This window comes from Pseudomonas sp. DVZ6 (assembly GCF_024259445.1).
GTDB lineage: Bacteria > Pseudomonadota > Gammaproteobacteria > Pseudomonadales > Pseudomonadaceae > Aquipseudomonas > Aquipseudomonas peradeniyensis.
Window position 1 is genome coordinate 47793 of sequence record NZ_JANCLM010000019.1, and the last position, 26898, is coordinate 74690.

23 protein-coding genes and 1 other RNA gene are annotated in these 26898 nt (G+C 65.1%); 5 read left to right on the top strand and 19 right to left on the bottom strand.

Features of this window, described 5'->3' with window-relative positions; all coding sequences use genetic code 11:
• Positions 1-131: 131 nt before the first annotated feature.
• Positions 132-2867, bottom strand: coding sequence for a preprotein translocase subunit SecA (secA, locus tag NMG10_RS13055; protein ID WP_203647903.1), 2736 nt, complete (start codon positions 2865-2867; stop codon positions 132-134).
• 355 nt (positions 2868-3222) lie between these two features.
• Here secA and NMG10_RS13060 point away from each other — a divergent pair, with 355 nt between their 5' ends.
• The gene (locus NMG10_RS13060; protein WP_232854667.1) at positions 3223-3678 is read left to right on the top strand and encodes a DUF721 domain-containing protein; all 456 of its coding nucleotides are present in this window, start codon (positions 3223-3225) and stop codon (positions 3676-3678) included.
• A gap of 164 nt (positions 3679-3842) precedes the next feature.
• Here the strand turns inward: NMG10_RS13060 and lpxC are convergent, their stop codons facing one another.
• From lpxC to rsmI, 18 genes are all read right to left on the bottom strand, one after another.
• The gene (lpxC, locus tag NMG10_RS13065; RefSeq protein WP_028689733.1) at positions 3843-4754 is read right to left on the bottom strand and encodes a UDP-3-O-acyl-N-acetylglucosamine deacetylase; all 912 of its coding nucleotides are present in this window, start codon (positions 4752-4754) and stop codon (positions 3843-3845) included.
• Between the two features lie 112 nt (positions 4755-4866).
• The gene (gene ftsZ, locus NMG10_RS13070) at positions 4867-6063 is read right to left on the bottom strand and encodes a cell division protein FtsZ (RefSeq protein ID WP_054894013.1); all 1197 of its coding nucleotides are present in this window, start codon (positions 6061-6063) and stop codon (positions 4867-4869) included.
• Between the two features lie 55 nt (positions 6064-6118).
• On the bottom strand, positions 6119-7387 hold the full coding sequence (gene ftsA / locus NMG10_RS13075; RefSeq protein ID WP_028689735.1) for a cell division protein FtsA: 1269 nt from the start codon (positions 7385-7387) through the stop codon (positions 6119-6121).
• Positions 7388-7401: 14 nt separating this feature from the next.
• The gene (locus tag NMG10_RS13080; RefSeq protein ID WP_062364074.1) at positions 7402-8271 is read right to left on the bottom strand and encodes a cell division protein FtsQ/DivIB; all 870 of its coding nucleotides are present in this window, start codon (positions 8269-8271) and stop codon (positions 7402-7404) included.
• A 6-nt stretch (positions 8272-8277) separates the two neighbouring features.
• Positions 8278-9234 (bottom strand): D-alanine--D-alanine ligase, encoded by a 957-nt coding sequence (locus tag NMG10_RS13085; RefSeq protein WP_203647905.1) that lies wholly within the window; start codon positions 9232-9234, stop codon positions 8278-8280.
• Positions 9231-10679, bottom strand: a complete 1449-nt coding sequence (gene murC / locus NMG10_RS13090; RefSeq protein ID WP_203647906.1) for a UDP-N-acetylmuramate--L-alanine ligase — start codon at positions 10677-10679, stop codon at positions 9231-9233. Before murC ends, NMG10_RS13085 begins: the two co-directional genes overlap by 4 nt.
• A complete protein-coding gene (gene murG, locus NMG10_RS13095; protein ID WP_203647907.1) occupies positions 10672-11751 on the bottom strand; it encodes an undecaprenyldiphospho-muramoylpentapeptide beta-N-acetylglucosaminyltransferase in 1080 nt (359 codons plus the stop codon). The genes murC and murG overlap by 8 nt, the downstream gene beginning before the upstream one ends.
• Positions 11741-12952 (bottom strand): putative lipid II flippase FtsW, encoded by a 1212-nt coding sequence (gene ftsW, locus NMG10_RS13100; RefSeq protein WP_186732091.1) that lies wholly within the window; start codon positions 12950-12952, stop codon positions 11741-11743. Before ftsW ends, murG begins: the two co-directional genes overlap by 11 nt.
• On the bottom strand, positions 12952-14298 hold the full coding sequence (gene murD, locus NMG10_RS13105) for a UDP-N-acetylmuramoyl-L-alanine--D-glutamate ligase (RefSeq protein WP_254464494.1): 1347 nt from the start codon (positions 14296-14298) through the stop codon (positions 12952-12954). The genes ftsW and murD overlap by 1 nt, the downstream gene beginning before the upstream one ends.
• A gap of 6 nt (positions 14299-14304) precedes the next feature.
• Positions 14305-15387: a phospho-N-acetylmuramoyl-pentapeptide-transferase gene (mraY, locus tag NMG10_RS13110; RefSeq protein WP_254464495.1), complete on the bottom strand. Its 1083-nt coding sequence runs from the start codon at positions 15385-15387 to the stop codon at positions 14305-14307.
• On the bottom strand, positions 15387-16754 hold the full coding sequence (murF, locus tag NMG10_RS13115) for a UDP-N-acetylmuramoyl-tripeptide--D-alanyl-D-alanine ligase (protein ID WP_234562084.1): 1368 nt from the start codon (positions 16752-16754) through the stop codon (positions 15387-15389). Before murF ends, mraY begins: the two co-directional genes overlap by 1 nt.
• Positions 16747-18210: a UDP-N-acetylmuramoyl-L-alanyl-D-glutamate--2,6-diaminopimelate ligase gene (locus tag NMG10_RS13120; RefSeq protein WP_254464496.1), complete on the bottom strand. Its 1464-nt coding sequence runs from the start codon at positions 18208-18210 to the stop codon at positions 16747-16749. The genes murF and NMG10_RS13120 overlap by 8 nt, the downstream gene beginning before the upstream one ends.
• Complete coding sequence (locus NMG10_RS13125) at positions 18210-19937, bottom strand: penicillin-binding protein 2 (protein WP_162232950.1); 1728 nt, start codon at positions 19935-19937, stop codon at positions 18210-18212. Before NMG10_RS13125 ends, NMG10_RS13120 begins: the two co-directional genes overlap by 1 nt.
• A complete protein-coding gene (gene ftsL / locus NMG10_RS13130) occupies positions 19937-20230 on the bottom strand; it encodes a cell division protein FtsL (protein WP_028689746.1) in 294 nt (97 codons plus the stop codon). Before ftsL ends, NMG10_RS13125 begins: the two co-directional genes overlap by 1 nt.
• On the bottom strand, positions 20227-21168 hold the full coding sequence (gene rsmH / locus NMG10_RS13135; RefSeq protein ID WP_254464503.1) for a 16S rRNA (cytosine(1402)-N(4))-methyltransferase RsmH: 942 nt from the start codon (positions 21166-21168) through the stop codon (positions 20227-20229). The genes ftsL and rsmH overlap by 4 nt, the downstream gene beginning before the upstream one ends.
• A gap of 2 nt (positions 21169-21170) precedes the next feature.
• On the bottom strand, positions 21171-21626 hold the full coding sequence (mraZ, locus tag NMG10_RS13140) for a division/cell wall cluster transcriptional repressor MraZ (protein WP_011535546.1): 456 nt from the start codon (positions 21624-21626) through the stop codon (positions 21171-21173).
• A 309-nt stretch (positions 21627-21935) separates the two neighbouring features.
• Positions 21936-22295, bottom strand: an RNA gene (gene rnpB, locus NMG10_RS13145) — RNase P RNA component class A.
• 67 nt (positions 22296-22362) lie between these two features.
• Positions 22363-23238, bottom strand: a complete 876-nt coding sequence (rsmI, locus tag NMG10_RS13150; RefSeq protein ID WP_274235419.1) for a 16S rRNA (cytidine(1402)-2'-O)-methyltransferase — start codon at positions 23236-23238, stop codon at positions 22363-22365.
• 189 nt (positions 23239-23427) lie between these two features.
• Here rsmI and NMG10_RS13155 point away from each other — a divergent pair, with 189 nt between their 5' ends.
• The 4 genes from NMG10_RS13155 (at position 23428) to NMG10_RS13170 (ending at position 26872) form a co-directional block, all read left to right on the top strand.
• Positions 23428-25245 (top strand): penicillin-binding protein activator, encoded by a 1818-nt coding sequence (locus NMG10_RS13155; RefSeq protein WP_254464497.1) that lies wholly within the window; start codon positions 23428-23430, stop codon positions 25243-25245.
• Positions 25245-25616, top strand: a complete 372-nt coding sequence (locus NMG10_RS13160; RefSeq protein WP_203647913.1) for a YraN family protein — start codon at positions 25245-25247, stop codon at positions 25614-25616. Before NMG10_RS13155 ends, NMG10_RS13160 begins: the two co-directional genes overlap by 1 nt.
• 87 nt (positions 25617-25703) lie before the next feature.
• Positions 25704-26297 (top strand): phosphoheptose isomerase, encoded by a 594-nt coding sequence (locus tag NMG10_RS13165; protein WP_198744430.1) that lies wholly within the window; start codon positions 25704-25706, stop codon positions 26295-26297.
• Positions 26294-26872, top strand: coding sequence for a BON domain-containing protein (locus tag NMG10_RS13170; protein WP_050703839.1), 579 nt, complete (start codon positions 26294-26296; stop codon positions 26870-26872). Before NMG10_RS13165 ends, NMG10_RS13170 begins: the two co-directional genes overlap by 4 nt.
• Positions 26873-26898 lie beyond the last annotated feature (26 nt).

Below are 26898 nucleotides of genomic sequence, written 5' to 3' on the forward strand. Positions count from 1 at the left end.
GGGGGCGCTTTGCGCCCCTTTCGCGGCACAAGGCCGCTCCTACAGGGGTGTTGCGATTCCTGTAGGAGCGGCCTTGTGCCGCGAAGGGCTGCAAGGCAGCCCCGGGATCTCAAGCCAGTGGCGAATTCAGATCATTCAATCTGACCATGGCAATGCTTGAATTTCTTGCCCGAACCACACCAGCACGGCTCGTTGCGGCCCAGCTTCATGTCGTTGCGAACCGGTGCAGAGGCCACCGCGACTTCAGCGCCTTCCTCAGCCAGCTGCTCACCTTCCAGGCCCGGCGCGGCGGCATGCTGGAACTGCATGCGGCTGGCCAGTTCCTCGGCCTCGCGGCGCAGGCGCGCCTCTTCCTCGGCCGGGTCTTCGCGGCGTACCTGGACGTGCGACAGCACGCGGATGGTGTCGCGCTTGATCGACTCCAGCAGTTCCTGGAACAGGGTGAACGACTCGCGCTTGTACTCCTGCTTCGGGTTCTTCTGCGCATAGCCACGCAGGTGGATACCGTGGCGCAGGTGGTCCATGGTCGACAGGTGGTCTTTCCACAGGTCGTCCAGCACGCGCAGCAGGATCTGCTTCTCGAAGGTGCGCAGGGCGTCGATGCCGGCCTGGTCTTCCTTCTCGTTGTAGGCGTCGGTGATTTCCTTGATCAGCCGCTCGCGCAGGGTCTCCTCGTAGAGGTGATCGTCCTCGTCGAGCCACTGCTGGATCGGCAGCTTGATGGCGAAATCGCTAGCCAGCGAAGCTTCCAGGCCGGCCACGTCCCACTGCTCGGGCAGCGATTGCGGCGGGATGTGCTGGCTGATGGTGGCGTCGAGCACTTCCTGGCGGAACTCGGCGATGGTGTCGCCGATGTTCTCGGCGGCCAGCAGGCTGTTGCGCATGTGGTAGATCACCTTGCGCTGCTCGTTGGCCACGTCATCGTATTCGAGCAGTTGCTTGCGGATGTCGAAGTTGCGGCCTTCGACCTTGCGCTGCGCCTTCTCGATGGCGTTGGTCACCATGCGGTGCTCGATGGCCTCGCCGGACTGCATCCCCAGGGCCTTCATGAAGTTCTTCACCCGGTCGGAGGCGAAGATGCGCATCAGGCTGTCTTCCAGCGACAGGTAGAAGCGGCTGGAACCGGCATCGCCCTGACGGCCGGCACGGCCACGCAGCTGGTTGTCGATGCGGCGCGACTCGTGGCGCTCGGAGGCGATCACGTGCAGGCCACCGGCTTCCAGCACCTGCTGGTGACGCTTCTGCCAGTCGGCCTTGATCTGGGCGATCTGCTCGGTGGTCGGGTTGTCCAGGGCGGCCACTTCGGCCTCCCAGTTGCCGCCCAGCAGGATGTCGGTACCACGACCGGCCATGTTGGTGGCGATGGTCAGCGCGCCCGGAGCACCGGCTTGCGCGATGATCTCGGCTTCTTTCTCGTGGTACTTGGCGTTCAGGACCTTGTGGTCGATACCTTCCTTCTTGAGCAGGTTGGACATGTGCTCGGAGGTTTCGATGGTCGCGGTACCGACCAGGACCGGACGGCCATGGGCCATGCTTTCCTTGATGTCGGCGATGATCGCGGCGTACTTCTCGTCGGCGGTCAGGTACACCAGGTCGTTGAAGTCCTTGCGGGCCAACGGCTTGTTCGGTGGGATGACCATCACGTTGAGGTTGTAGATCTGGGCGAACTCGAACGCCTCGGTGTCGGCGGTACCGGTCATGCCGGACAGCTTGCTGTAGAGACGGAAGTAGTTCTGGAAGGTGGTCGAGGCCAGGGTCTGGCTCTCGGCCTGGATGTTCAGGTTTTCCTTGGCCTCGATGGCCTGGTGCAGGCCTTCGGACAGGCGGCGGCCCGGCATGGTACGGCCGGTGTGCTCGTCGATCAGGAGGATCTGGCCTTCCTGGACGATGTACTCGACGTTGCGGTGGAACAGCTTGTGCGCGCGCAGGCCGGCGTAGACGTGGGTCAGCAGGCTCAGGTTGTGCGCCGAATACAGGCTCTCGCCCTCGGCCAGCAGGCCGGACTGGGTCAGCATGTCCTCGATGAACTGGTGGCCGGCCTCGTTCAGTTCGACCTGGCGGCTCTTCTCGTCGATGCTGTAGTGGCCCTCTTGGGTCACCTGGCCTTCGACTTCCTCGATGTGCTGGGTCAGACGCGGGATCAGGCGGTTGATCTCGATGTACAGCTTGGAGCTGTCCTCGGCCTGGCCGGAGATGATCAGCGGGGTGCGCGCCTCGTCGATGAGGATCGAGTCGACTTCGTCGATCACGGCGAAGTTCAGCTCACGCTGGAACTTCTCGTCCTGACTGAACGCCATGTTGTCGCGCAGGTAGTCGAAACCGAATTCGTTGTTGGTGCCGTAGGTGATGTCGGCGGCATAGGCGGCACGCTTTTCTTCCGGCGGCTGGAAGGCCGAGACGATGCCGACGTTGAGGCCGAGGAACTCGTACAGCGGACGCATCCAGTTGGCGTCGCGGCGGGCCAGGTAGTCGTTGACGGTGACCACGTGCACGCCCTTGCCGGACAGCGCGTTGAGGTACACGGCCAGGGTACCGACCAAGGTCTTGCCTTCACCGGTACGCATTTCTGCGATCATGCCTTCGTGCAAGGTCATGCCGCCGATCAGCTGGACATCGAAGTGACGCATGCCCATCACGCGCTTGCCGGCCTCGCGGGCCACGGCGAAGGCTTCGGGCAGCAGCTGGTCGAGAGTCTCGCCTTTGGCCAGACGCTCCTTGAACTCTGCGGTCTTGCCCCGCAGCTGCTCGTCGGAGAGGGCCACCATCTTCTCTTCGAAGGCATTGACGGTGCTCACCGTCTTGAGCATGCGTTTGATTTCACGCTCGTTCTTGCTTCCAAAAAGTTTTTTTAACAAAGGCGCAAACATATCGGCAGGATCTTCCACACGTAGGGATGGAGGGCGGCCCCGTGAGTCGCCCGTGCAGCCCTGAGGCCGCATGCGAACGAGCATTCTACCCGGAAACGATGGTGAGGAAAGTGGTGGATTTCCACGATGCTGGCACAGCGCTTTTAGGGGGCCTGACTAACATAGGGGCTTTTTGCGCAAGTTCAAGGTGCGCGAAGATGAAACGTATCGCGAATGACTTGCATCAAGATCCGACGACCGCTCGCGGGGCAAGCCCGCTCCCACGCCCCGCCACACGCTGGCGTGGGAGCGGGCTTGCCCCGCGATGAATGCCCAACTGGTAGACTGTCGATCCTGTAACCCTCTGCAGACCTCCATGGCCTACAAACCCACCCCTGCCCGCCCCCCCGCCGACCTGTTGCGCAAGGCACGGCCACTGCGCCTGCTGCTCAACCAGGCCGAACGCCTCGAGCACCTGCAGCGCCTGCTGGAAAGCCAGCTGCAACCGGCCGCCCGCGAGCACTGCCACGTGGCCTCCTGGAAGGAAGGGACATTATTGCTGGTGGTAACCGACGGCCATTGGGCCACCCGTCTGCGCTACCAGCAGAAGCGCCTGCAACGCCAGCTGCAAGCCATGGAGGCGTTCGCCAACCTGAGCCGCATCCAGTTCAAGGTGCAACCACCGCTGGTAGCAGCAAAACACGAAGGTCACGGGCCTGAACTGTCGGAATCTGCCGCAGACAGCATCCTAGGTTCGGCCGAGGGCATCAGCGACCCGAAGCTGCGCGCAGCGCTGGAGCGCCTGGCGGCGCATGCGCAGAGCAAAGCCTGATACACGACCACGTGGGAGCGGCGATGCGGCGACCCGACTTGCCCCGCGATAGCGTGCGCGGGCCTATCGCGGGTCAAGCCCGCTCCCACGCTCCACCTTCTGGCTGCACTCCATAAAAAAGGCCACCCGAAGGTGGCCTTAATCACTAGAGAGAGTGTTCGAACTTACACGGCCGCAACAGGGCGCATGTACGAGATCGGTGCCGTGCTGGCATCTTCGAAGGTGACCACTTCCCAAGCGTCCGTTTCAGCGATCAGCTTGCGCAGCAGCTGGTTGTTCAGCGCGTGCCCGGACTTGTAGCCCTTGAACTCGCCGATCAGGCTATTGCCCAGCAGATAAAGGTCGCCGATGGCGTCGAGGATCTTGTGCTTGACGAATTCGTCATCGGAACGAAGGCCGTCTTCGTTAAGCACACCGGTCTCGTCGACCACGATGGCGTTCTCCACGCTGCCGCCCAACGCAAGGTTGTGCTTGCGCAGGTACTCGATGTCACGCATGAAGCCGAACGTGCGGGCACGGCTGACTTCCTTGACGAACGAGGTGCTGGAGAAATCGACGACCGCGCTCTGGGTCTGGCCCTTGAGGACCGGGTGATCGAAGTCGATCTCGAAGCTCACCTTGAACCCGTCGAAAGGCAGGAAAGTGGCGCGCTTGTCGCCCTCTTCCACTGTCACTTCGCGCAGGATGCGGATGAACTTCTTGGCTGCGTCCTGTTCTTCCAGGCCGGCCGATTGGATCAGGAATACGAAGGGTCCGGCGCTGCCATCCATGATCGGCACTTCCGAGGCGGAGAGCTCGACGTAGGCGTTATCGATGCCCAGGCCCGCCATGGCGGAGAGCAGGTGCTCGACCGTATCGACTTTGACGTCACCGTTGACCAATGTCGTGGACATGGTGGTCTCACCGACGTTGGCCGCGCGCGCCGGGATTTCGACCACAGGGTCGAGGTCGGCGCGACGGAAGACGATGCCGGTGTCGACAGGCGCAGGCTTGAGGGTCAGGTAGACCTTCTCCCCGGAGTGCAGGCCGACACCTGTGGCACGGATGGTATTCTTCAGGGTGCGTTGTCTAATCATGGCATTGGCCGCTTCAGCGCAAATTGCGAACAGGTATCAACAAAGGCTGGGGATGATAACAGACCCGGCCTTTGCTGAACACCAATCACCCTAATACCCCTGATAAATTCCATTAATCGGCCTGACGACGCAGGAACGCCGGGATATCCAGGTAGTCCAGATCATCCTGAGGGTTGAGTTTAGCTGCCGCCGCGGCACCCGCGTGGGCCTGGTTGCGCATCACGGTCGGACGCTCCAGGTCACGGTAGTTGACCGCCGACTGCTCCTGGCGAACCGGGGCCGGGTTGGAGGACTCATACACCTGCTGGGCAGTCTGCAGGGTGTTGTCGACCACCTTGACCGGTTTCTCGATACGCGCGCCCAGGCCAGTGGCCACCACGGTCACGTGCAGCTCGTCGCGCATGTCCGGATCGATCACGGTGCCGACCTTGACCATCGCGTGGTCGGAGGCGAAGGCCTCGATGATGCTACCCACGTCGGAGTACTCGCCCAGCGACAGGTCGGGACCGGCGGTGATGTTCACCAGGATGCCGCGGGCGCCCTGCAGGTTGACGTCCTCGAGCAGCGGGTTGCGGATCGCCGCCTCGGTGGCTTCGCGAGCACGGTTCGGGCCGCTGGCGCAACCGGTACCCATCATCGCCATGCCCATCTCGCCCATCACGGTGCGCACGTCGGCAAAGTCGACGTTGATCATGCCCGGACGCTTGATGATGTCGGAGATACCGCGAACGGCACCGGCCAGCACGTCGTCGGCCTTGGCGAAGGCGGACAGCAGGCTTGCATCCTTGCCCAGGATGGTCAGCAGCTTCTCGTTGGGGATGGTGATCAGCGAGTCGACGCTCTCAGCCAGCATGCGGATGCCTTCGTCGGCGATCTGCATGCGCTTGCGGCCCTCGAACGGGAACGGACGGGTCACCACCGCAACGGTGAGGATACCCATCTCTTTCGCCACTTCGGCGATGATTGGCGCCGCGCCGGTACCGGTACCGCCGCCCATGCCGGTGGTGATGAACACCATGTTGGTGCCCTGCAGCACCTCGGCGATGCGCTCACGGTCTTCCAGCGCGGCCTGACGACCGACTTCCGGATTGGCACCGGCACCCAGGCCCTTGGTCACACCCGTGCCCAGTTGCAGGATGGTGCGTGCGCCGATGTTTTTCAGCGCCTGAGCATCGGTGTTGGCGCAGATGAATTCCACGCCTTCGATGCTGCTCTTGACCATGTGGTTGACGGCGTTGCCGCCGCCACCGCCAACGCCGATCACCTTGATGACCGGACTTTGCGGGACGTTGTCTACGAGCTCGAACATTTTCCCTCTCCTTACAGTTCTCTAGTTGTCGCGCCTACCACTACTGCTTTGAAACTTAGAAGTTGCTCTGGACCCAACGCTTGAGTCGTTCAAGCACAGGGCCCTTCGGTTCATCGCCATAGCTGTTGTTGCTGCTGTTGCTGTTGCTGATACCGGTCAGGGACGGGTCCTCGGACTGCTTCTGCAGGCCGTAGGTGAGCAGGCCCACGCCGGTGGAATAGATCGGGTTGCGCACCACGTCGCTCAGGCCCCGAACGCTGTGCGGCACGCCCAGGCGTACCGGCATGTGGAAGATCTCCTCGGCCAGTTCCACGGCGCCTTCCATCTTCGCGGTGCCGCCGGTGAGGACGATGCCGGCCGGCACCAGGTCCTCGAAACCGCTGCGACGCAGTTCAGCCTGGATCAGGGTGAACAGCTCGTCGTAACGCGGCTCCACCACTTCGGCCAGGGCCTGGCGCGACAGCTCGCGTGGCGGGCGGTCGCCGACGCTCGGCACCTTGATGGTCTCGCCGGCGCCGGCCAGCTTGGCCAGGGCGCAGGCGTAGCGGATCTTGATTTCCTCGGCGTACTGCGTGGGGGTGCGCAGGGCCATGGCGATGTCGTTGGTGACCTGATCACCGGCGATCGGGATCACCGCGGTGTGACGGATCGCGCCTTCGGTGAAGATGGCGATGTCGGTGGTGCCGCCACCGATGTCCACCAGGCACACGCCCAGCTCTTTCTCGTCGTCAGTCAGCACCGAGTAGGCCGAGGCCAGCTGCTCGAGGATGATGTCGTCGATTTCCAGGCCGCAGCGGCGCACGCACTTCTCGATGTTCTGCGCCGCGTTGACCGCGCAGGTGACCACGTGGACCTTGGCTTCCAGGCGCACGCCCGACATGCCCAGGGGCTCGCGCACGCCCTCCTGGTTGTCGATCACGTAGTCCTGCGGCAGGGTGTGCAGCACCCGCTGGTCAGCCGGAATGGCCACGGCCTGGGCGGCGTCGAGCACGCGCTCGAGGTCGGCGGTGCTGACTTCGCGGTCGCGGATGGCGACGATGCCGTGGGAGTTCAGGCTGCGGATGTGGTTGCCGGCCACGCCGACGAACGCCGAGTGGATGCGGCAGCCGGCCATCAGCTGGGCCTCTTCGACGGCGCGCTGGATCGACTGCACGGTCGATTCGATGTTCACCACCACGCCCTTCTTCAGGCCGCGGGACGGATGGGTGCCGATCCCGACGATCTCCAGGGTGCCGTCCTCGCCGACCTCACCCACCAGCGCCACCACCTTGGAGGTGCCGATGTCCAGCCCGACGATCATTTTGCCGCTATGCGCGTTTGCCATGGTCCTGCCTCTCTCTAATTCTTCGCAACGGCGGGTTGGGCCGTCGTCGGTGCATTCGGTTCCCGCCAACCAACGGCAAGTCCGTTGGAATAACGCAGATCGATGCGGGCGATATTGGTGATCTGGTCTTTAAGCGATTTGTCGTAAATGGCAATGAAACGGCGCATCTTCTCCACCAGATGGTCGCGCCCCAGCAGCAGCTCGACGCCCGCCCCGGCGCTGCCCGCACCGGTGGTCAGGAACCAGCTGCCTCGCTCGCGCAGCTCCAGGCGAGCGATGGAAAAGCCCATGGGGCGCAGCATCTGGCTCAATACCTGATACTGCTGCATGACTTGTTGCTGAGCGCGCTGCGGCCCGAACAGCTGCGGCAGGTGCTCGTAGTTGGCCAGCTCGCGCGGGGTGAAGGCCTGGCCCTGGTTGTTGAGCAAGGCCTCGTCGCCCCAGCGCGCCACCGGCAACTGTTCTTCCAGGCGGATCACCACCTCGTCCGGCCACACCCGGCGCACTTCGGCGTGGGCGATCCAGGGCATCTGCTCCAGCTCCACGCGCATCGCCGCCAGGTCGACGGTGAAGAAGCTCGCCGCCACGTACGGCGCGATCCGCTGCTGCACCGACTGCTGGCTGATGTAGCTGAGGTCGCCCTGCACGTCGATTTTGGTGATCGGCCGGTCGGCGTAGGGCATCAGGCGGATGGCGCCCTCGTAGGCGCCAAAGCCTGCGGCCACCAGCAGCACCGGCCACAACAGGCGCTTGAGACCGCCGAAGCTTGGCCGAGGCAGGCGCGCCGATACGGGCTCGTCGGCCACCAGTCGGCTGGCACCACGTGGCACCGGCTTGCTGCGGCCGGTAACGGGTGGTTGCTGACGTATCATCGCGCCTTGCATGGCTGGTTAACCTCGCTTCGCTACGCTGTCGGCCAGGATCGCCAGCACCAGTTGCTGGAAGTCCAGGCCGGCGGCGCGGGCCGCCATGGGCACCAGGCTATGGTCGGTCATGCCCGGTGCGGTGTTGACCTCGAGCAGCCAGAACCGGCCCTGCTCGTCCTGCATCACGTCCAGCCGGCCCCAACCCTCGATGCCAACGGCATCGCAGGCGCGCGCGGTCAGGTCGATCAGTTCCTGTTCCTTGACGCTGTCCAGGCCGCACGGGATGCGGTACTGGGTGTCATTGGCGATGTACTTGGCGTCGTAGTCGTAGAACACGTGCGGGGTGCCCAGCGCGATCGGCGGCAGCACCTGGCCACGCAATACGGCGACGGTGAACTCCGGGCCGTGGATCCATTGCTCGACCAGTACCTGCGAATCGTATTTGGCGGCGTCTTTCCAGGCGGCGACCAGTTCCTGCTCGCTGTTCACCTTGGCCATGCCGATGCTCGAACCTTCATGGGCAGGTTTGACGATCAACGGGAAGCCCAGTTCCGCACTGGCGGCAACACAATCCTGCTCGCTGCCCAGCACCGCGTGACGCGGGGTCGGGATGCCCAGGCTCTGCCACACCTGCTTGGTGCGCAGCTTGTCCATGGCCAGCGCCGAGGCGAGGATGCCGCTGCCGGTGTAAGGGATGCCCAGGCATTCGAGCAGGCCCTGCATGCTGCCGTCCTCACCGCCACGGCCGTGGAGGATGATGAAGGCGCGGTCAATCTTCTCGTTCTGCAAGCGATCCAGCAGGTCGTCACCGACGTCGATGGCGACCACGTCGACTCCGGCGCTGCTCAGCGCCTCGATCACGGCCCTGCCCGACTTGAGCGAGACCTCGCGCTCGGCGCTCTTGCCACCGTACAACACGGCGACGCGGCCGAAGGCCTTGACGTCAAGGGTGGAATGCAGCGTGTCGTAGGCGCTGGTCATTTCGACTTCTCCTGCTTGGCGCCGGCGAACAGCGGGCTTTTCATCAGTTGCGGGGCCAGGCCGCCGACATCACCGGCACCCTGGCAGATCAGGATGTCGCCGGCGCGCAGCAGCGGTTTGACCAGTGGCGCGAGCTCGGCGCCGCGCTCGATGTAGATTGGGTCGAGCTTGCCGCGCTGGCGGATGCTGTGGCACAGCTGGCGGCTGTCGGCACCAGGGATCGGCTCTTCGCCGGCCGGGTAGACCTCCATCAGCAGCAGCACGTTGGCATCGCCCAGCACCTGCACGAAATCGTCGTACAGGTCGCGGGTGCGGCTGTAGCGGTGCGGCTGGTAGACGATCACCAGGCGACGGCTCGGCCAGCCGCCACGCACGGCCTTGATCACCGCGGCGACTTCGGTCGGGTGATGGCCGTAGTCGTCGACCAGCATCACGCTGCCGCCGTCGACCGGCAACTCGCCGTACACCTGGAAGCGTCGACCAACGCCCTGGAAGCCCGACAGGCCCTGAACGATGGCTTGGTCGCTGATGCCTTCGTCGGTGGCGATGGCGATGGTGGCCAGGGCGTTGAGCACGTTGTGGTTGCCCGGCATGTTCACCGACACTTCCAGCGGCTCGCAGTCACGGCGCAGCACGGTGAAGTGGGTCTGCATGCCTTGCTGGCGCACGTTGATGGCGCGGATATCGGCCTCTTCGCTGAAGCCGTAGGTGACGGTCGGACGCTTGACCTGCGGCAGGATCTCGCGCACCACCGGGTCGTCCAGGCACATCACCGCCAGCCCGTAGAACGGCAAGTTGTGCAGGAACTCGACGAAGGTCTTCTTCAGCTTGTTGAAGTCACCCTCGTAGGTGGCCATGTGATCGGCATCGATATTGGTGACCACGGCGACCATCGGCTGCAGGTGCAGGAAGCTGGCGTCGCTCTCGTCGGCCTCGGCGATCAGGTAGCGGCTGGTGCCCAGCTGCGCGTTGGTGCCGGCCGCGGTCAGGCGACCGCCGATGACGAAGGTCGGGTCCAGGCCGCCGGCGGCGAACACCGAGGCCAGCAGGCTGGTGGTGGTGGTCTTGCCGTGGGTGCCGGCAACGGCAACGCCGTGACGGTAGCGCATCAGCTCGGCGAGCATCTCGGCGCGTGGCACCACGGGAATGCGGCGTTCCAGGGCGGTGGCGACTTCCGGGTTGGCCGGGTTGATCGCGCTCGACACCACCAGCACATCGGCGTTGGCGGCGTTCTCGGCGCGGTGGCCGACGAAGATCTGCGCGCCGAACGACTGCAGGCGCTCGGTCACCGGCGACTCTTTCAGGTCGGAACCGGACACTTCATAGCCCAGGTTCAGCAGCACTTCGGCAATGCCGCACATGCCCACGCCGCCGATACCGACGAAGTGGATGCGACGGATACGGCCCATTTTCGGGTGGGGCATGGCTTTCTGGCTCTCAACCATGGGCCACCTCCAGGCAGATATCGACCACGGTGCTGGTTGCGCCAGGTTTGGCCAGGCGGCGGGCGGTGCCGGCCATGGCGTTGAGTTTCTCGGGTTGCATCAGCACCTCGTTCAGGCGTTCAGCGAGCTGCGCTGCGCCAGTAGTCGCTTGTGGCATCAGGAAGGCGGCGCCTTCGCGAGCCAGGTATTGGGCGTTGTGGGTCTGGTGGTCGTCGATGGCATGGGGCAAGGGCACCAGCATCGAGGGCAGGCCCGCCGCCGCGAGTTCGCTGACGGTCAGGGCGCCGGCCCGGCACACCACCATATCGGCCCAGCCATAGGCATGGGCCATGTCCTTGATGAACGGTTCGACCTGGGCCTCGACACCCGCCTCGTGATAACGCTCGGCGGTGACAGGGGCGTGATTTTTCCCGGCCTGGTGGAACACCTCGGGGCGCAGGTTCGCCGGCACTTCGGACAGGGCCTTAGGCAACAATTTGTTCAATGGTTCCGCACCCAGGCTGCCGCCCATGACCAGCAGGCGCGCACGGCGCTCGGCCAGGGGCGCGCGTGCCGCCTCCATGAACAGCTCAGCACGCACCGGATTGCCGGTGGTGCGCAGCTTGTCGCTGGCGGCGAAGGTGTCCGGGAAGGCTTCGCAGACACGTGCGGCCAACGGCAGCAGCAGGCGATTGGTGGTGCCGGCGCGGGCATTCTGCTCGTGGATCACCAGCGGCACCCCGCACAAGCGGGCGGCAACACCGCCGGGGCCGGTCACATAGCCACCGAAGCCGACCACGCAGACCGGCTTGAGCTCACGCACGATGCGCCGCGCCTGCAGCACGGCCTTGATCAAAGTGAACGGTGCCTTGAGCAGCGACAGCTTGCCCTTGCCACGCAGGCCGGTGACCTGGATCAAGTGCAGCGGCAGGCCGGCCTGGGGTACCAGTTCGTTCTCGATGCCACGCGGGGTGCCCAGCCAGTGCACGCTGTAGCCACGGGCCTGGAACTCGCGGGCGCAGGCCAGGGCCGGGAACACGTGGCCCCCGGTACCGCCGGCCATGATCAGGATGTTCTTGCCGTCAGCGGCCATGACTGGTCTCCTCGGCAAAATCGCTCTCCTTGAATTCGTGTTCCTCGCTGCCCAGGTGCGTGCGACTCTCCCACTCGATGCGCAGCAACAGCCCTACGCAGGCGCAGCAGATCACCAGCGAGCTGCCGCCGTAGCTGAGGAACGGCAGGGTCAGGCCCTTGGTCGGCAGCAGGCCGACGTTCACGCCGATGTTGATCAGGAACTGGCCGATCCACAGGAACGACAGGCCAAAGGCCATGTAGGCGGCGAAGAACTGCTTGGCCTTCTCGGCCCACAGGCCGATGTACAGCGCACGCACGGTAATGAAGACGAACAGCGCGATGGTCAGCAGCGAGCCGATCACGCCCAGCTCTTCGGCCAGCACCGAGAACACGAAGTCGGTGTGCGCCTCGGGCAGGTAGAACTGCTTCTGCACACTGTTGCCCAGGCCCACACCCAGCCACTCGCCGCGGCCGAAGGCGATCAGCGCCTGGGTCAGCTGGTAGCCGGAGCCGAACTGGTCGGACCAGGGGTCGGTGAAGGTGATCAGGCGCGCCATGCGGTACGGCTGGGCCTGGACCAGCACCACCACCGAAATGACCGCCAGCACCACCATCAGCGAGAAGCGGAACAACCCTACCCCGCCAAGGAACAGCATGGCCGCCGCGGCGCCCATCATCACCACCGTGGCGCCGAAGTCCGGCTCCATCAGCAGCAGGCCGGCCATCGGCAGCAGCACGATGAACGGCTTGAAGAAGCCCATCCAGCTCTCGCGCACCTCGGTCTGCCGGCGCACCAGGTAGCCAGCGAGGTAGATGACCACGAAGACCTTGGCGATCTCCGACGGCTGCACGTTGAAGAAGCTGAAGCCGATCCAGCGCATCGAACCGTTCACTTCGCGGCCAATACCCGGTACCAGTACCAGCACCAGCAGGCCGAAGGCACCGATCAGCATGAGGAAGCCCATGCGCTGCCAGGTGGCGATCGGCACCAGCATGGTCATCAACCCGGCGCCCAGGCCGAGGGTGACGTACACCAGGTGGCGGAACATGTGGTACAGCGGGTTGCCCGACTGCACCGCGGCCACTTCCGAGGAGGCCGAAGTAATCATCACCAGGCCCAGGCCCAGCAGCGCCAGGCAACCGGCCAGCAGCGGGAAGTCGAGGTCGATGCCACGGCCGCTGATCAGCGGCGACGGGTACGGTTTGAGGATGCCGAAGATCATGCCAGCCCCTCCGCCGCCTGGGCGAACAGGCGCCCGCGTTCTTCGAAATTCTTGAACATGTCGAGGCTGGCGCAGGCAGGCGACAGCAGTACCGCGTCACCCGGCTGGGCCAGCTCGGCGCAACGCTGCACGGCTTCGTCGAGGCTCTTGACCCGGACTTGCGCCACGGCATCGCCCAAGGTTTCGGCCAGACGCTCGGCGTCACGGCCGAGCAGCACCACGGCACGGCAGTGTTGAGCCACCGGCTCGCGCAGGGCGGCGAAGTCGGCGCCCTTGCCGTCGCCACCGGCGATCAGTACCAGCTTGCCTTCGATATCGGCGCCCAGGCCTTCGATGGCGGCCAGGGCCGCACCGACGTTGGTGGCCTTGGAATCGTCGTACCAGTTCACTCCGTTGCGCTCACGTACCCACTGGCAGCGATGGGCCAGGCCCTTGAATTCACGCAGCGCCTCGAGCATCGGCTCGAATGGCAGGCCGGCGGCATGGCCGAGAGCCAACGCGGCCAGGGCATTGCTCTGGTTGTGGGCGCCACGGATCTTCAGCTCACGCACCGGCATGAGGGCCCGGAATTCGAAGGCCAGGTACTTCTCGCCCTCGACCTCGCGCAGGCCAAAGGCCTTGAAGTCCGGCGCGTTGAGACCGAAGCTCCAGCTCGGCCGGCCTTCGACCGGCAATGGACGGCTCAGGGCATCCTGGCGGTTCACCACCACCTGGCGGGCGCCGCGGAAGATCCGGTGCTTGGCCAGGTGATAGGCCGGCAGGCCGCTGTAGCGGTCCATGTGGTCTTCGCTGATGTTCAGCACGGTGGCCACTTCGGCGTTGAGCTGGTCGGTGGTCTCCAGCTGGAAGCTCGACAGCTCCAGCACGTACAGCTCGACATCGTCGGCCAGCAGGTCGAGGGCCGGGGTGCCAAGGTTGCCGCCGACTGCCACACGTTTGCCTGCCTTGGCGACCATCTCGCCGACCAGGGTGGTCACGGTGCTCTTGGCGTTGGAGCCGCTGATGGCGATGATCGGCGCCTTGGCGTGGCGGGCGAACAGCTCGATGTCGCCGGACAGCTTCACGCCGCGCGCGGCAGCCTGCTGCAGGGCAGGCGTGGCCAGGGCCAGGCCGGGGCTCACGTACAGCTCGTTGGCCCGGCACAGGAAATCCACGTCCAGCTCGCCACAGCGCACTTCCACCTGCGGGTACTCACGGCGCAGGGTGTCCAGTTCCGGCGGTTGCTCGCGGGTGTCGGCGACCGCAAAGGCAATGCCCCGGTTCGCCAGGAAGCGAACCAGGGACATGCCGCTCTTGCCGAGGCCGACAACGATGCGGAATTGGTCGGAAGCGATCAGTGACACGCTCGGTTACCTCAGTTTCAGGGTGGCAAGGCCAATCAGCACCAGAATCACGGTGATGATCCAGAAGCGGACGATCACCCGTGGCTCGGGCCAACCCTTGAGTTCAAAGTGGTGATGGATCGGCGCCATGCGGAACACGCGCTTGCCGGTGAGCTTGAACGAAGCCACCTGGATGACCACCGACAGGGTTTCCATCACGAACACGCCGCCCATGATGAACAGGACGATCTCCTGGCGGACGATCACCGCGATGGTCCCCAGGGCCGCGCCCAGCGCCAGTGCGCCGACGTCGCCCATGAACACCTGGGCCGGGTAGGTGTTGAACCACAGGAAGCCCAGGCCGGCGCCGATCAGCGCGCCGCAGAACACGATCAGCTCGCCCGCGCCAGGCACGTACGGGATCAGCAGGTATTCGGCGAACTTCACGTTGCCCGACAGGTAGCAGAAGATGCCCAGGGCACCGCCGACCATCACCGTCGGCATGATCGCCAGGCCATCGAGGCCGTCGGTCAGGTTGACCGCGTTGCTCGAGCCGACGATGACGAAATAGGTCAGCACGATGAACCCGGCGCCCAGCGGAATCGCCAGGTCCTTGAGCATCGGAATGATCAGCGTGGTCTCGACGCTGGTCGGCGCGGTCTTGTACAGGAAGATCGCCGCGGCCAGGCCGAACACCGACTGCCAGAAATATTTCCAGCGGCTTGGCAGGCCGCGGGAGTTCTTCTCGATCACCTTGCGGTAGTCATCGACCCAGCCGATGGCGCCGAACGCCAGGGTGACGATCAAGACAACCCATACGTAGCGATTGGTCAGGTCGGCCCACAGCAGGGTGCTGATGGCGATGGCGGACAGGATCAGCGCGCCGCCCATGGTCGGGGTGCCGGATTTGGACAGGTGCGATTGCGGGCCGTCGTTGCGCACGGCCTGACCGATCTGGCGGGTCTGCAGGGTACGGATCATCCACGGGCCCAACCACAGGGCCAGTGACAACGCGGTCAGCACACCCAGGATCCCGCGCAGGGTCAGGTACTGGAAGACCGCGAAGCCCTTGTGGAACTGTTGCAGATACTCAGCCAACAGCAGCAGCATTAATGTTTCTCCCCGCTGGCACCACACAGTGCGGCCACGACGTTTTCCATCGCAGCGCTGCGCGAGCCCTTGATCAAGATAGTGGTGTCGCTGGCATTCTCGGTGCCAACGGCAGCGATAAGCTCAGCTTGAGTGGCGAAATGGCGGGCATTGGCGCCGAACGCCTTGACCGCATGAGCCATGTTGGCACCCACCGCGTACAGCGCGTCGACCTTGCCGCGTGCGTAGTCACCCACCTGGCGGTGACCTTCCTCGGCCCATTGCCCCAGTTCGCCGATATCCCCGAGCACCAGGACGGTGCGTCCGGAAAAGCCGGCGAGTATATCAATGGCGGCGCACATCGAGGTGGGATTTGCGTTGTAGCTGTCGTCGATGACCCGCACGCCGTTCGGCGCGATCTGCGCCACGGTGCGGCCCTTGACCGGTTGCACGGCGTTCAGACCGGCGGCGATGCCGCTCAGGCTCAGACCGACGGCATGGGCGGCGGCCGCAGCGGCCAGGGCGTTGCTGACGTTGTGGGTGCCGAGCAGGTTCAACTGCACCGGGACGCTGCCAGTCGGGCCGTGCAGGGTGAACGACGGGCAGCCACGAGCGTCGCGCCCGATATCACTGGCGTGGAAGTCCGCCTGCGGATTGTCCAGGGCGAAACTGAAGATGCGGTGAGCGCCTGCCCGCTTGCGCCAGATCTCGAACGCCTTGTCGGCCAGGTTGAGGATGGCCGTGCCGCCCTCGCCCAGGCCTTCGAGGATTTCGCCCTTGGCCTCGACGATCTTCTCCGGGCCACCGAACTCACCGACATGGGCGGTACCGGCGTTATTGATGATGACCACTTGCGGCTGGGTCAGGCCAACGGTGTAGCGAATCTCGCCAATGCGCGAGGCGCCCAGCTCGATCACCGCGGCGCTGTGCTCCGGAGCGATCTCCAGCAGGGTCAAAGGTGCGCCGAGGTCGTTGTTCAGGTTGCCACGGGTGGCATGCACCGGCCCGCGGGTGCGCAGGATCGCGGCGAGCATTTCCTTGACCGTGGTCTTGCCGCTGGAGCCGGTGATGGCCACCACCGGCTTGTCGAAGGCGGCACGGTTCAGGGCGCCGAGCTGGCCAAGGGCGATACGGCAATCGGCGACCAGCAGCTGTGGCAGGTCGACATCGCTGACTTCACGCTCGACCAGCGCGGCGACGGCGCCTTTGGCTTTCACGTCGGCCAGATAGTCGTGGCCATCGAAGCGCGGCCCGGTCAGGGCGACGAACAGCTGGCCGGCACCGACGGTGCGGCTGTCGATGCTCACTCCGCTGAAGCTGGCGTCGGCCCCTGCCAGGCGTGCACCCAGGGCACCGGTCAGCTGGCTGAGAATCATCGGCTTAAGCATGTGGCGCCTCCCAGGCTGCAAGTGCCTTGTCGGCTTCGACCAGGTCGGAGAAGTCATGGCGCTTGCCGTTGATCTCCTGGTAGTCCTCGTGACCCTTGCCTGCCAAGACGATCACGTCGTCGGCCCTGGCACTGGCGATCAGTTGGGCAATGGCCGTGCCACGGCCGGCGACGAACGCGACGGCCGCAGGCTTGGCGAAACCGGGGCGAATATCGGCAAAGATCCGCAGGGGGTCTTCGCTACGCGGGTTGTCGTCGGTGACCAGCACACGGTCGGCCAGGCGCTCGGCCACTTCGGCCATCAGCGGACGCTTGCCGGCGTCACGATCGCCACCACAGCCGAATAGGCACAGCAGCTTGCCGTGAGCGTGCGGACGCAAGGCTTCGAGTACTTTCTCCAGAGCATCCGGAGTGTGGGCGTAATCGACCACCACCAACGGCTTGTCACCGCCACCCAGGCGCTGCATGCGACCGACCGGCCCGTGCAGTTGCGGGGTGACCTTGAGAATTTCATCCAGCGGGTAATCCAGCGCCATCAGCGTGGCTACCGCCGCCAGCATGTTGCTCAGATTGAAACGCCCCAGCAGACGGCTGCGCAGGACATGCTCGCCCTGTGGGGTGACGATCACGGCGCGCACGCCATCATCGTTGAAGGCAGACTCTTTGCAGAACAGCGTCGCCGCCGAATCCTGCAGGCTGTAGCTGATCAGGCGCGATGTGGCTGGAGCGTCTGCCAGGCGACGCCCAAAGTCATCGTCCAGGTTGACCACCCGGGCGCGCAGGCTTGGCCAGGCGAACAGCTTGGCCTTGGCGGCCTCGTAGGCCTCCATGCTGCCGTGGTAGTCCAGGTGGTCGCGGGACAGGTTGGTCATCACCGCGATATCGAAGTCCAGCGCGGCCACCCGACCCTGTTCGAGGGCATGGGAGGAAACCTCCATGGCCACGGCCTTGGCGCCGCCCTTTTTCAGGTCGTTCAAGGTCGATTGCACAGCAATCGGGTCCGGCGTGGTCAGGCGACCACTCTGCAGCTCGCCATAGAAGCCAGTGCCAAGCGTGCCGATCAGGCCACAACGCCGGCCAAGGGCATCAAGCGCCTGGCCCAGCAGCTGGGTCACGCTGGTCTTGCCGTTGGTACCGGTCACGCCGACCAGGTCGAGCTGACGGCTCGGTTCGCCATAGAAGCGCCCGGCGATCTGCGACAACTGGCCGATCAGGCCCTTGACCGGAATCAGCGGCGCATCGGTGAGCGGCAGCACGCTGGCACCCTGCTCTTCATAGGCCACCGCGGCGGCGCCACGGGCCAAGGCATCGGCGATATGCGCGCGACCATCGACCTTGGCCCCCGGCACGGCCAGGAACAGGTCGCCCGGACGCACGGCGCGGCTGTCCAGGGTCAGCTCGCGGATCAACGGATCGCGGCTGGCATGGGCAAACAGTTTGCTCAATGGCATCGTCATCAACCTCGCCCTCCCTTGGCGGGTACTGCGCTGGCTTGCTGCGTCGAGGGCGGCAGGTTGTCCGGCGGTACATTCATCAGGCGCAGGGTGCCCGACATCACTTTGCTGAATACGGGGGCCGAGACCAGGCCGCCGAAGTAGCCGCCCTTGCTCGGCTCGTCGATGACCACGACGATGGCGTAGCGCGGGTCGCTCATCGGGCCGAAGCCAGCGAACAGCGAGCGATAGGCGTTCTCGGTGTAGCCCTTGGAGCCGACGGTGGCCTTGCGCGCGGTACCCGACTTGCCCCCCACGTGGTAGAACGGCACCTGGGCGCGGAATACCCCGCGCGGCGCCTCGATCACCTGCTGCAGCATGGCCTGCACGGTTTCGGCGGTTTCCTTGGGGATCGCCTGCACGGCTTCCGGCGCCTTGTCGACCTTGAGGATCGACAGCGGCACCATCTTGCCGTCGTTGGCCAGCGCGGCGTAGGCATGCACCAGTTGCAGGGCGGTCACCGACACGCCGTAACCGTACGACAGGGTCGCGGTCTCGGCCTTGCGCCACTCGCGGTGGTTGGGCAGGTTGCCGACGCGCTCGCCCGGGAAACCGAGGCCGGTGTACTGGCCCAGACCGACCTGGGACATCACCCGGTAGATGGCCTCGCCACCGATATCGAAGGCGATCTTGCTCATGCCGACGTTGGACGAGTTGATCAGGATGCCGGTCAGGTCGAGGATCGGGCCCTCGCTCCTGGACACGTCCTTGATGGTGTAGCGACCAATTTGCAGGCTGCCCGGATACACCTCGACCTTGTCGGTGGGTTTCCAGCGGCCGCTCTGCAGCGCCGCGCTCATGGAGATCGGCTTGACCGTCGAGCCCGGCTCGAAGACGTCGATGATCGCCCGGTTGCGCATGGCCGCCGGGAACATGCTGCGGCGGTTGTTGGGGTTGTAGGTCGGCTGGTTGACCATGGCCAGGACCTCGCCGGTCTTGACGTCCATGATCACCAGGCTGCCGGCCTTGGCTTCCTGTTCGGCGATGGCGTTGCGCAGTTCGCGGGTGGCCAGGTATTGCAGGCGCAGGTCTATCGACAACGCCAAGGTCTTGCCGGCCTTGGCGTTCTTGGTTACCTGGATGTCCTTGATCAGCCGGCCGCGCCGGTCCTTGATCACCTGCCGCTTGCCGGGCACTCCGGCGAGCCATTCGTCATAGGCCAGCTCGACGCCTTCACGACCATGGTCGTCCAGGTCGGTGAAGCCGACCATGTGCGCGGTGACATCGCCGGCCGGATAGAAGCGGCGGAACTCTTCCAGGCCGTAGACGCCCGGCACCTTCAGGTCGAGCACGTGCTGGCCCTGCTCCGGGGTCAGGCCGCGGACCAGGTAGATGAATTCCTTGCTGGCCTGCTGGGTGAGGCGCTCGGTCAGCTGCTGCGGGTTCTGCCCGAGCGCGGCGGCCAGCTGCGGCCAGCGTTCCTTGGCTGCCTGCATCTCCTTGGGGTTAGCCCACAGGGTGGTGACCGGGGTACTGACGGCCAGCGGCTCGCCATTGCGATCGGTGATCAGGCCACGGTGCGCGGGAATGGGGATATGACGCAGGCTGCGGGCATCGCCCTGGCCCTTGAGGAAGTCACGGTCGACCACCTGCAGGTCGATGATGCGCCAGCAGATGGCACCGACCATCAGCGCCAGCAAGCCGATCACCACCCTGAACCGCCAGGGGTAGAGTGCGCCCTCGAGCTTCATCATGGCGCCACCATCCGCACTTCGTCAGCGGCGGGCACGCGCATCTTGAGCTGCTCGGAGGCCAGGCTCTCGATACGGCTGGACGCGGTCCAGGTGCTTTGCTCGAGGATCAGCCGACCCCACTCGGCCTGGGCCTTGTCGCGCTCGCTCAGCTCACCGTACAGGGTGTTGAGCAGCTGGCGGTTCCAGTGGGCGCTGTAGGAGACGGCAATGGCCGAAATCAGGACGGCGACGAACAGCAGAAGCATCAGGAAGCTTCCGCCTGGCAAAGGTTTGGCAAACAGCCGGCTCACCGCAACTTCTCCGCCACCCGCATCACGGCGCTGCGCGATCGCGGGTTGGCCTTGAGCTCGACTTCGGAGGCGAACTGCGCCTTGCCGATGAGCTTGATCTTCGGCTCGAAGGTCTTGTGCTGTACCGGCAGGTTGCGCGGCAGGTTGTCCTGCTCGCCCTTGGCCAGCTTGCGCATGAACAGCTTGACGATGCGATCCTCGAGGGAATGGAAGCTGATCACCGCCAGGCGGCCACCGACCTCCAGCGCGTCGATCGCGGCTTCGAGGCCGGTCTCCAGGTCGCCCAGTTCGTTGTTGACGTGGATGCGCAGCCCCTGGAAGGCACGGGTGGCCGGGTTCTTGCCCTTCTCCCAGGCCGGGTTGGCGACCTTGAGCACCTCGGCCAGATCGCCGGTGCGGGTGAACGGCTGCTGCTCGCGGCGCAGCACCACGGCACGGGCCATGCGCTTGGCGAAGCGCTCCTCGCCGTATTCCTTGAACACGCGGGCGATTTCTTCCTCTGGCGCGGTGGCGATGAACTCGGCGGCGCTGACGCCCTGGTCCGGGTTCATGCGCATGTCCAGCGGGCCGTCGTTGAGGAAGCTGAAGCCGCGCTCGGGGTCATCGAGCTGCGGCGAAGACACGCCCAGGTCGAGCAGGATGCCGCCGACCTTGCCGTCCAGTCCGCGCTCGGCCACCTCGGCGCCCAGCTCGGCAAAGCTGCGCTGCACAATGACAAAGCGGCCGTCTTCGGCCGCCAGCGCTTGCCCGGTGGCAATCGCCTGTGGATCCTTGTCGAACCCCAGCAGCCGCCCTTGCGGCCCGAGCTTGCTGAGGATCAGGCGGCTGTGGCCGCCGCGCCCGAAGGTGCCGTCCAGATAGCAACCGTCGGCGCGCAGGGCCAAGGCCTCGACGGCTTCGTCGAGGAGGACGGTGATGTGGTTGAAGCCGCTATCTATGGTCACAGGATCAGGTCACGCAAATCATCGGGCATGGCGCCCGGTTGTTGAATAGCTGCAAGGTCGGCTGCCGAAACCGCGTTCCAGGCATCCTCATCCCACAGCTGGAATTTGTTCAGCTGCCCCACCAGCATCGCCTTCTTGTCCAGCTTGGCGTACTCACGCAGGCGCGGCGGCACCAGGAAACGCCCGCTGCCATCGAGCTCCAGGTCAACCGCGTTACCGATCAGCAAACGCTGCAGGCGACGGTTTTCCTCACGCAACGACGGCAAGGCGCGCAACTTGGCTTCTATCTGTTCCCACTCATCGAGGGGATAAACACACAAGCAGGGGTCAACGGCGTCGATGGTCACGATCAGTTGACCATTGCAACGCGAATCGAGCTCGTCACGGTACCGGCTCGGCATGGCGAGACGGCCCTTGGCATCGAGGCTGACGGCGTTGGCTCCGCGGAACACGGCTGCGATTCCCCACAATGTTAGCTTTTTTGTGTCAGAAAACCCACTTCATCCCACTTTCTGCCACTTGCGCACACTATAGGAATCCGCCCGCCACACCGTCAAGGCACGTTCATAAGGAAATCCCTTACAGGACGGCGATTTAGCTCAACAAAGGAAGGTGGAAGGATTGCCGGAGAAGAAAACTGACGGGAAAAATCAAACACACTCAAGCGGATAGAGTGCGAAGTTAAAGTGATTTATTAAGAGTAAGAATTTTTCGGTATTACCAGGACGCTTCTGCTATCGATTCAAGCAGGGAGGGAAGAGGTGGAGAGTCGATCTGTAAGCCGGGTTTTGTCGAGGACAGTCATTCCTCTACGACGGCCATCACTGGACGCCTCTAGCAACCTACCCGGTTCCGACGCGGGCCACGCCGTATGGAACCCTATTTGGTCTTGCTCCGAGTGGGGTTTACCTAGCCACGGACTGTTGCCAGCCGTGCGGTGCGCTCTTACCGCACCTTTTCACCCTTACCGGCACCGAAGTGCTTAGGCGGTTGTTTTCTGTGGCACTTTCCGTAGGCTCGCGCCTCCCAGGCGTTACCTGGCACTCTGCCCTATGGAGCCCGGACTTTCCTCCCCCGCCTCTTGCGGAACAAAAGACGGCAGCGACTGTCCGATCGACTCTCCGCCGCCAAGGTTACCGGTAGGCGCGCCCAAGAACAAGCGATGTGACAAATAATACCATTACGCCATTAATGGGATTTCTGTTTCTCCAGCGCCAACTGGTAGAGCAGGTTCTTGCGTACTCCGGTAATCTCGGCCGCCAATGCCGCGGCCTTCTTCAACGGCAGCTCGGCCAGCAGCAGGTCGAGCACGCGCTGGGCCTCGGCGCTGATCGCCTGCTCGCCCTCCGGCGCGCTCCAGCCAGCCACCAGTACCACGCACTCGCCACGCTGCTGGTTGCTGTCGTCCTGCACGAACGCGCGCAGCTCGGCCAGGGGCAGCCCCTTCAGGGTCTCGAAGGTCTTGGTGATCTCGCGGGCCAACAACGCCGGACGCTCGCCACCGAACACCGCCTCCATGTCTTGCAGGCATTCGAGGATGCGATGCGGCGCCTCATAGAAGATCAGCGTGCGCGGCTCTTCCCTGACCTGCTCCAGGCGCGCCTTGCGCCCGGCGGCCTTGGCCGGCAGGAACCCCTCGAAGATGAAGCGGTCCGACGGCAGCCCCGCCGCCGACAGCGCGGCGATCAGCGCGCAGGCGCCGGGCACCGGCACCACCTGCACCCCGGCGGCACGCGCCTGGCGCACCAGGTGATAGCCCGGGTCGGAAATCAGCGGGGTGCCGGCATCGGACACCAGCGCCACATCGTCGCCGGCCAGCAGGCGGGTGATGAAACGCCCGCCTTCATCGCGCTCGTTGTGCTCATGGCAGGCCGCCAGCGGCGTGTCGATGCCGAAATGCTGCAGCAGGCGCACCGAGTGACGGGTGTCCTCGGCGGCGATCAGGCTCACGTCGGCCAGCACCTTCAGCGCCCGGGCGCTCATGTCGTCGAGGTTGCCGATGGGCGTGGCGACGACGTAAAGCTTGCCCAACGTGGATTTCGAAACCCCTGCAACATCAGTCACTGCGCACACCTGCTTTCCGGATCAAAGGTCGTCATTGTAGCCCGAGCGCCGGTAACAGGGCGCAAAGAACTTCACCCCCGGCACCCCCAGCGGCCACCTATAGTGAAGGATCAGTGTCGACGAGATCGCGCCCCGCCCCCCGCTTGGGTACAATTGCCGGCCAACTTGATCGAGTAACAGGACCTTTACATGATCGCTTGTCTGCGGCTGCTCACAGCCCTCTGCCTCGCTGCCCTGCTGGCAGCCTGCGCCAGCTCGCCCTCATCCAGCCTGGGCGAACTGCCGCGCACCCCGGACGCCAGCATCGAGCAACTGCTCGAGAAGGCAGCCTCCAGCAAGTCCGCCGAGGACGCGGCCCTGCTGCGCCTGAGCGCCGCGGACCTGGCATACAAGCAGAAGGACTTCCCGCGCGCGGCCCGGATCCTCGAGCAGGTCCCGCTGGAACCGCTCAAGCCCGCCCAGCAGGTGTTCGCCTCGACCCTGGCCGCGGAACTGGCCATGAGCCGCAACCAGCCCAAGGCCGCCCTGACCGCCCTCGGCCACCCGAGCCTGCAGCGCGTCGGCGAACTGCCGGCCGAGCAGCAGGTTCGCACCTACAGCGTCCACGCCGCCGCCCTCGAAGCCGATGGCCAGGCCCTGGCCGCCGCCCAGCAGCGCGTACTGCTGGCGCCGCTGCTCAGCGAGCAGGCCGCCGCCGCCAACAACGACGCGACCTGGGCCCTGGTCGCCTCGCTGCCCGCAGAGCAACTGCAGCAGCCCGCCGCCAACGAGACCCTGGCCGGCTGGACCAGCCTGGCCCTCGCCGTGAAGCGCGCCGGCACCCTGGAACAGCAACAGGCCGCCATCGACAGCTGGCGCCAGCAACACCCCGAGCACCCGGCGGCCAGGCAACTGCCGACCGCCCTGGTCAAGCTCAAGGAGCTGGCCAGCCAGCCGCTGACCAAGATCGCCCTGCTGCTGCCCCAGGAAGGCCCGCTGGCCGGCGTCGCCCGCGCCCTGCGCGACGGCTTCATGGCCGCCCACTTCCAGGCCCAGCAAGGTGGCCAGCCGGCCCCGGCGGTGCAGGTGTTCGACAGCTCGCGCATCACCTCGCTCGATGACTTCTACCGCCAGGCCCAGGCCGCCGGTGTGCAACTGGTGGTCGGCCCGCTGGAAAAACCGCTGGTCAAGAAGCTCGCCGCCTACCCGCAACTGCCCATCACCACCCTGGCCCTGAACTACGCTGACGCCGGCCAGAAAGCCCCGCCGCAACTGTTCCAGTTCGGTCTGGCCGCCGAAGACGAAGCCCGCGAAGTCGCCCGCCGCGCCCGCGCCGACGGCATGGTCCGCGCCGTGGCCCTGGTGCCGAGCGGTGAGTGGGGCGACCGCGTGCTCGCCGCCTTCCGTCAGGACTGGGAAGGCAATGGCGGCACCCTGATCAGCGCCCAGCGCATCGCCCAGCCGGTCGCCCTCGCCCAGCAGATCGCCGACCTGTTCCAGCTGCGCCAGAGCGAAGGCCGCGCCAAGAGCCTGCAGAGCACCGTCGGCGGCAACATCGCCGCCCAGCCTTCGCGTCGCCAGGACATCGACTTCATCTTCCTCGCCTCGACGCCGCAGCAGGCCCAGCAGATCAAGCCGACGCTGAACTTCCAGTACGCCGGCGACGTGCCGGTCTACGCCACCTCCAACCTGTACAGCGCCAGCGGCGACGTCAACCAGTACAACGACATGAACGGCATCCGCTTCTGCGAAACGCCGTGGCTGCTGGACACCAGCAACAGCCTGCGCCAGCAGGTCGTGCAGCAGTGGCCGCAGGCCGCCGGCAGCCTCGGCCGCCTGTACGCCATGGGCGTCGATGCCTACAGCCTGGCACCGCGCCTGGGCCAGCTCAAGGCACTGCCGGACAACCGCGTCGAAGGCCTGTCCGGCAGCCTGAGCATGAATGCCAACCAGCGCGTCGAACGCCAGCTGCCGTGGGCCGAGTTCGCCGGCGGTCAGGTCAAGCGCCTGCCGGACACGCCGCGCTGATGCCTGGCGCATCGCCCAGCCATGCCGGCCAGGCCGCCGAGGACCATGCCCTTGACTACCTTCAAGGGCAAGGCCTGCGGCTGCTGGCGCGCAACTGGCGATGCAAGCGGGGCGAGCTCGATCTGGTCATGCTCGATGCCGATACAGTAGTATTCGTCGAAGTCCGCTACCGGTTGCATGCGGAGTTCGGCGGAGCGCTCGCCAGTATCGATGGGCGCAAGCAGCAGCGACTGGCGCTGGCCGCCAACCTCTTCCTGCAGCAAACGCCTCACTGGGCCACCCACCCCTGCCGTTTCGACGTAGTCGCCCTGCAGGGCCAGGGGCATGCGGGGCAACCGCTTCATTGGCTGAAAAACGCCTTCGAATGCTGAACCCAATTCGATTTTCTAGCTCTATGTTTCGCGGGCTGGTCACTGTTGCGCGTAGCAAAGGCCACCGCCCCTCTTAAGGTCACCCAGATGGACATGCAATCCCGAATCCGCCGACTGTTCCAGAACAGCATCGACACCAAGCAACAGGCAATGGACATCCTGGCACCCTACATCGAGCAGGCCAGCCTGGTCATGGTCAACACCCTGCTCAACGACGGCAAGATGCTCGCCTGCGGCAACGGCGGCTCGGCCGGTGATGCCCAGCATTTCTCTTCGGAGCTGCTCAACCGCTTCGAGCGCGAGCGCCCGAGCCTGCCGGCCATCGCCCTGACCACCGACAGCTCCACGCTCACCTCGATCGCCAACGACTACAGCTACAACGAAATCTTCTCCAAGCAGATCCGCGCCCTGGGCCAGCCCGGCGACGTTCTGCTGGCGATCTCCACCAGCGGCAACTCGGCCAACGTGATCCAGGCGATCCAGGCCGCCCATGACCGCGAAATGATCGTCGTTGCCCTGACCGGGCGCGACGGCGGCGGCATGGCCTCGCTGCTGCTGCCCGAGGACGTGGAAATCCGCGTACCCTCGACCGTGACCGCACGCATCCAGGAAGTCCACCTGCTGGCGATCCACTGTCTGTGCGACCTGATCGACAGCCAACTGTTCGGGAGTGAAGAATGATCTCCAAGCGTCTCGGCCTGATGGCCCTAACCCTGTGCCTGGGTGTCTCCGGCTGCAGTTCCGTGCTGACCTCGACCCGCAACTCGCCGATCGAGGATGACCGCGGCACCCGCACCATCGGCAGCAAGATCGACGATTCGCTGATCGAGACCAAGGTCTCGGTCAACATCGCCAAGGCCAACCCTGAGCTGGACAAGGGCTCGCACATCGTCGTCAGCAGCTACAACGGCGTGGTGCTGCTCGCCGGCCAGACCCCGCGCGCCGACCTCAAGTCCCTCGCCGAGCAGACCGCCGGCCAGGTGCAGCGGGTCAAGAAGGTGCATAACGAGCTGCAAGTGATTCAGCCCTCTTCGATCCTGGCGCGCAACAACGACGCCTGGCTGACCACCAAGATCAAGACCCAGATGCTGACCGACGAAAGCGTTCCCAGCTCGCGCATCAAGGTGATCACCGAGAACGGTATTGTCTACCTGCTCGGCCTGGTCCGGCAGCAGGAGGCCAACGCCGCCACCAACGTGGTGCAGGGCGTGTCGGGCGTGCAGAAGATCGTCAAGTTGTTCGAATACATCGACTGACAACCCTTCGGCGAGCGTCATGACGC

Bases quoted from the DNA above. Each gene is read 5' to 3' on its own strand.
- secA (WP_203647903.1), bottom strand. From the start codon at position 2,867: ATGTTTGCGCCTTTGTTAAAAAAACTTTTTGGAAGCAAGAACGAGCGT.
- NMG10_RS13060 (WP_232854667.1), top strand. From the start codon at position 3,223: ATGGCCTACAAACCCACCCCTGCCCGCCCCCCCGCCGACCTGTTGCGC.
- lpxC (WP_028689733.1), bottom strand. From the start codon at position 4,754: ATGATTAGACAACGCACCCTGAAGAATACCATCCGTGCCACAGGTGTC.
- ftsZ (WP_054894013.1), bottom strand. From the start codon at position 6,063: ATGTTCGAGCTCGTAGACAACGTCCCGCAAAGTCCGGTCATCAAGGTG.
- ftsA (WP_028689735.1), bottom strand. From the start codon at position 7,387: ATGGCAAACGCGCATAGCGGCAAAATGATCGTCGGGCTGGACATCGGC.
- NMG10_RS13080 (WP_062364074.1), bottom strand. From the start codon at position 8,271: ATGCAAGGCGCGATGATACGTCAGCAACCACCCGTTACCGGCCGCAGC.
- NMG10_RS13085 (WP_203647905.1), bottom strand. From the start codon at position 9,234: ATGACCAGCGCCTACGACACGCTGCATTCCACCCTTGACGTCAAGGCC.
- murC (WP_203647906.1), bottom strand. From the start codon at position 10,679: ATGGTTGAGAGCCAGAAAGCCATGCCCCACCCGAAAATGGGCCGTATC.
- murG (WP_203647907.1), bottom strand. From the start codon at position 11,751: ATGGCCGCTGACGGCAAGAACATCCTGATCATGGCCGGCGGTACCGGG.
- mraY (WP_254464495.1), bottom strand. From the start codon at position 15,387: ATGCTGCTGCTGTTGGCTGAGTATCTGCAACAGTTCCACAAGGGCTTC.
- murF (WP_234562084.1), bottom strand. From the start codon at position 16,754: ATGCTTAAGCCGATGATTCTCAGCCAGCTGACCGGTGCCCTGGGTGCA.
- NMG10_RS13120 (WP_254464496.1), bottom strand. From the start codon at position 18,210: ATGACGATGCCATTGAGCAAACTGTTTGCCCATGCCAGCCGCGATCCG.
- NMG10_RS13125 (WP_162232950.1), bottom strand. From the start codon at position 19,937: ATGAAGCTCGAGGGCGCACTCTACCCCTGGCGGTTCAGGGTGGTGATC.
- NMG10_RS13155 (WP_254464497.1), top strand. From the start codon at position 23,428: ATGATCGCTTGTCTGCGGCTGCTCACAGCCCTCTGCCTCGCTGCCCTG.
- NMG10_RS13160 (WP_203647913.1), top strand. From the start codon at position 25,245: ATGCCTGGCGCATCGCCCAGCCATGCCGGCCAGGCCGCCGAGGACCAT.
- NMG10_RS13165 (WP_198744430.1), top strand. From the start codon at position 25,704: ATGGACATGCAATCCCGAATCCGCCGACTGTTCCAGAACAGCATCGAC.
- NMG10_RS13170 (WP_050703839.1), top strand. From the start codon at position 26,294: ATGATCTCCAAGCGTCTCGGCCTGATGGCCCTAACCCTGTGCCTGGGT.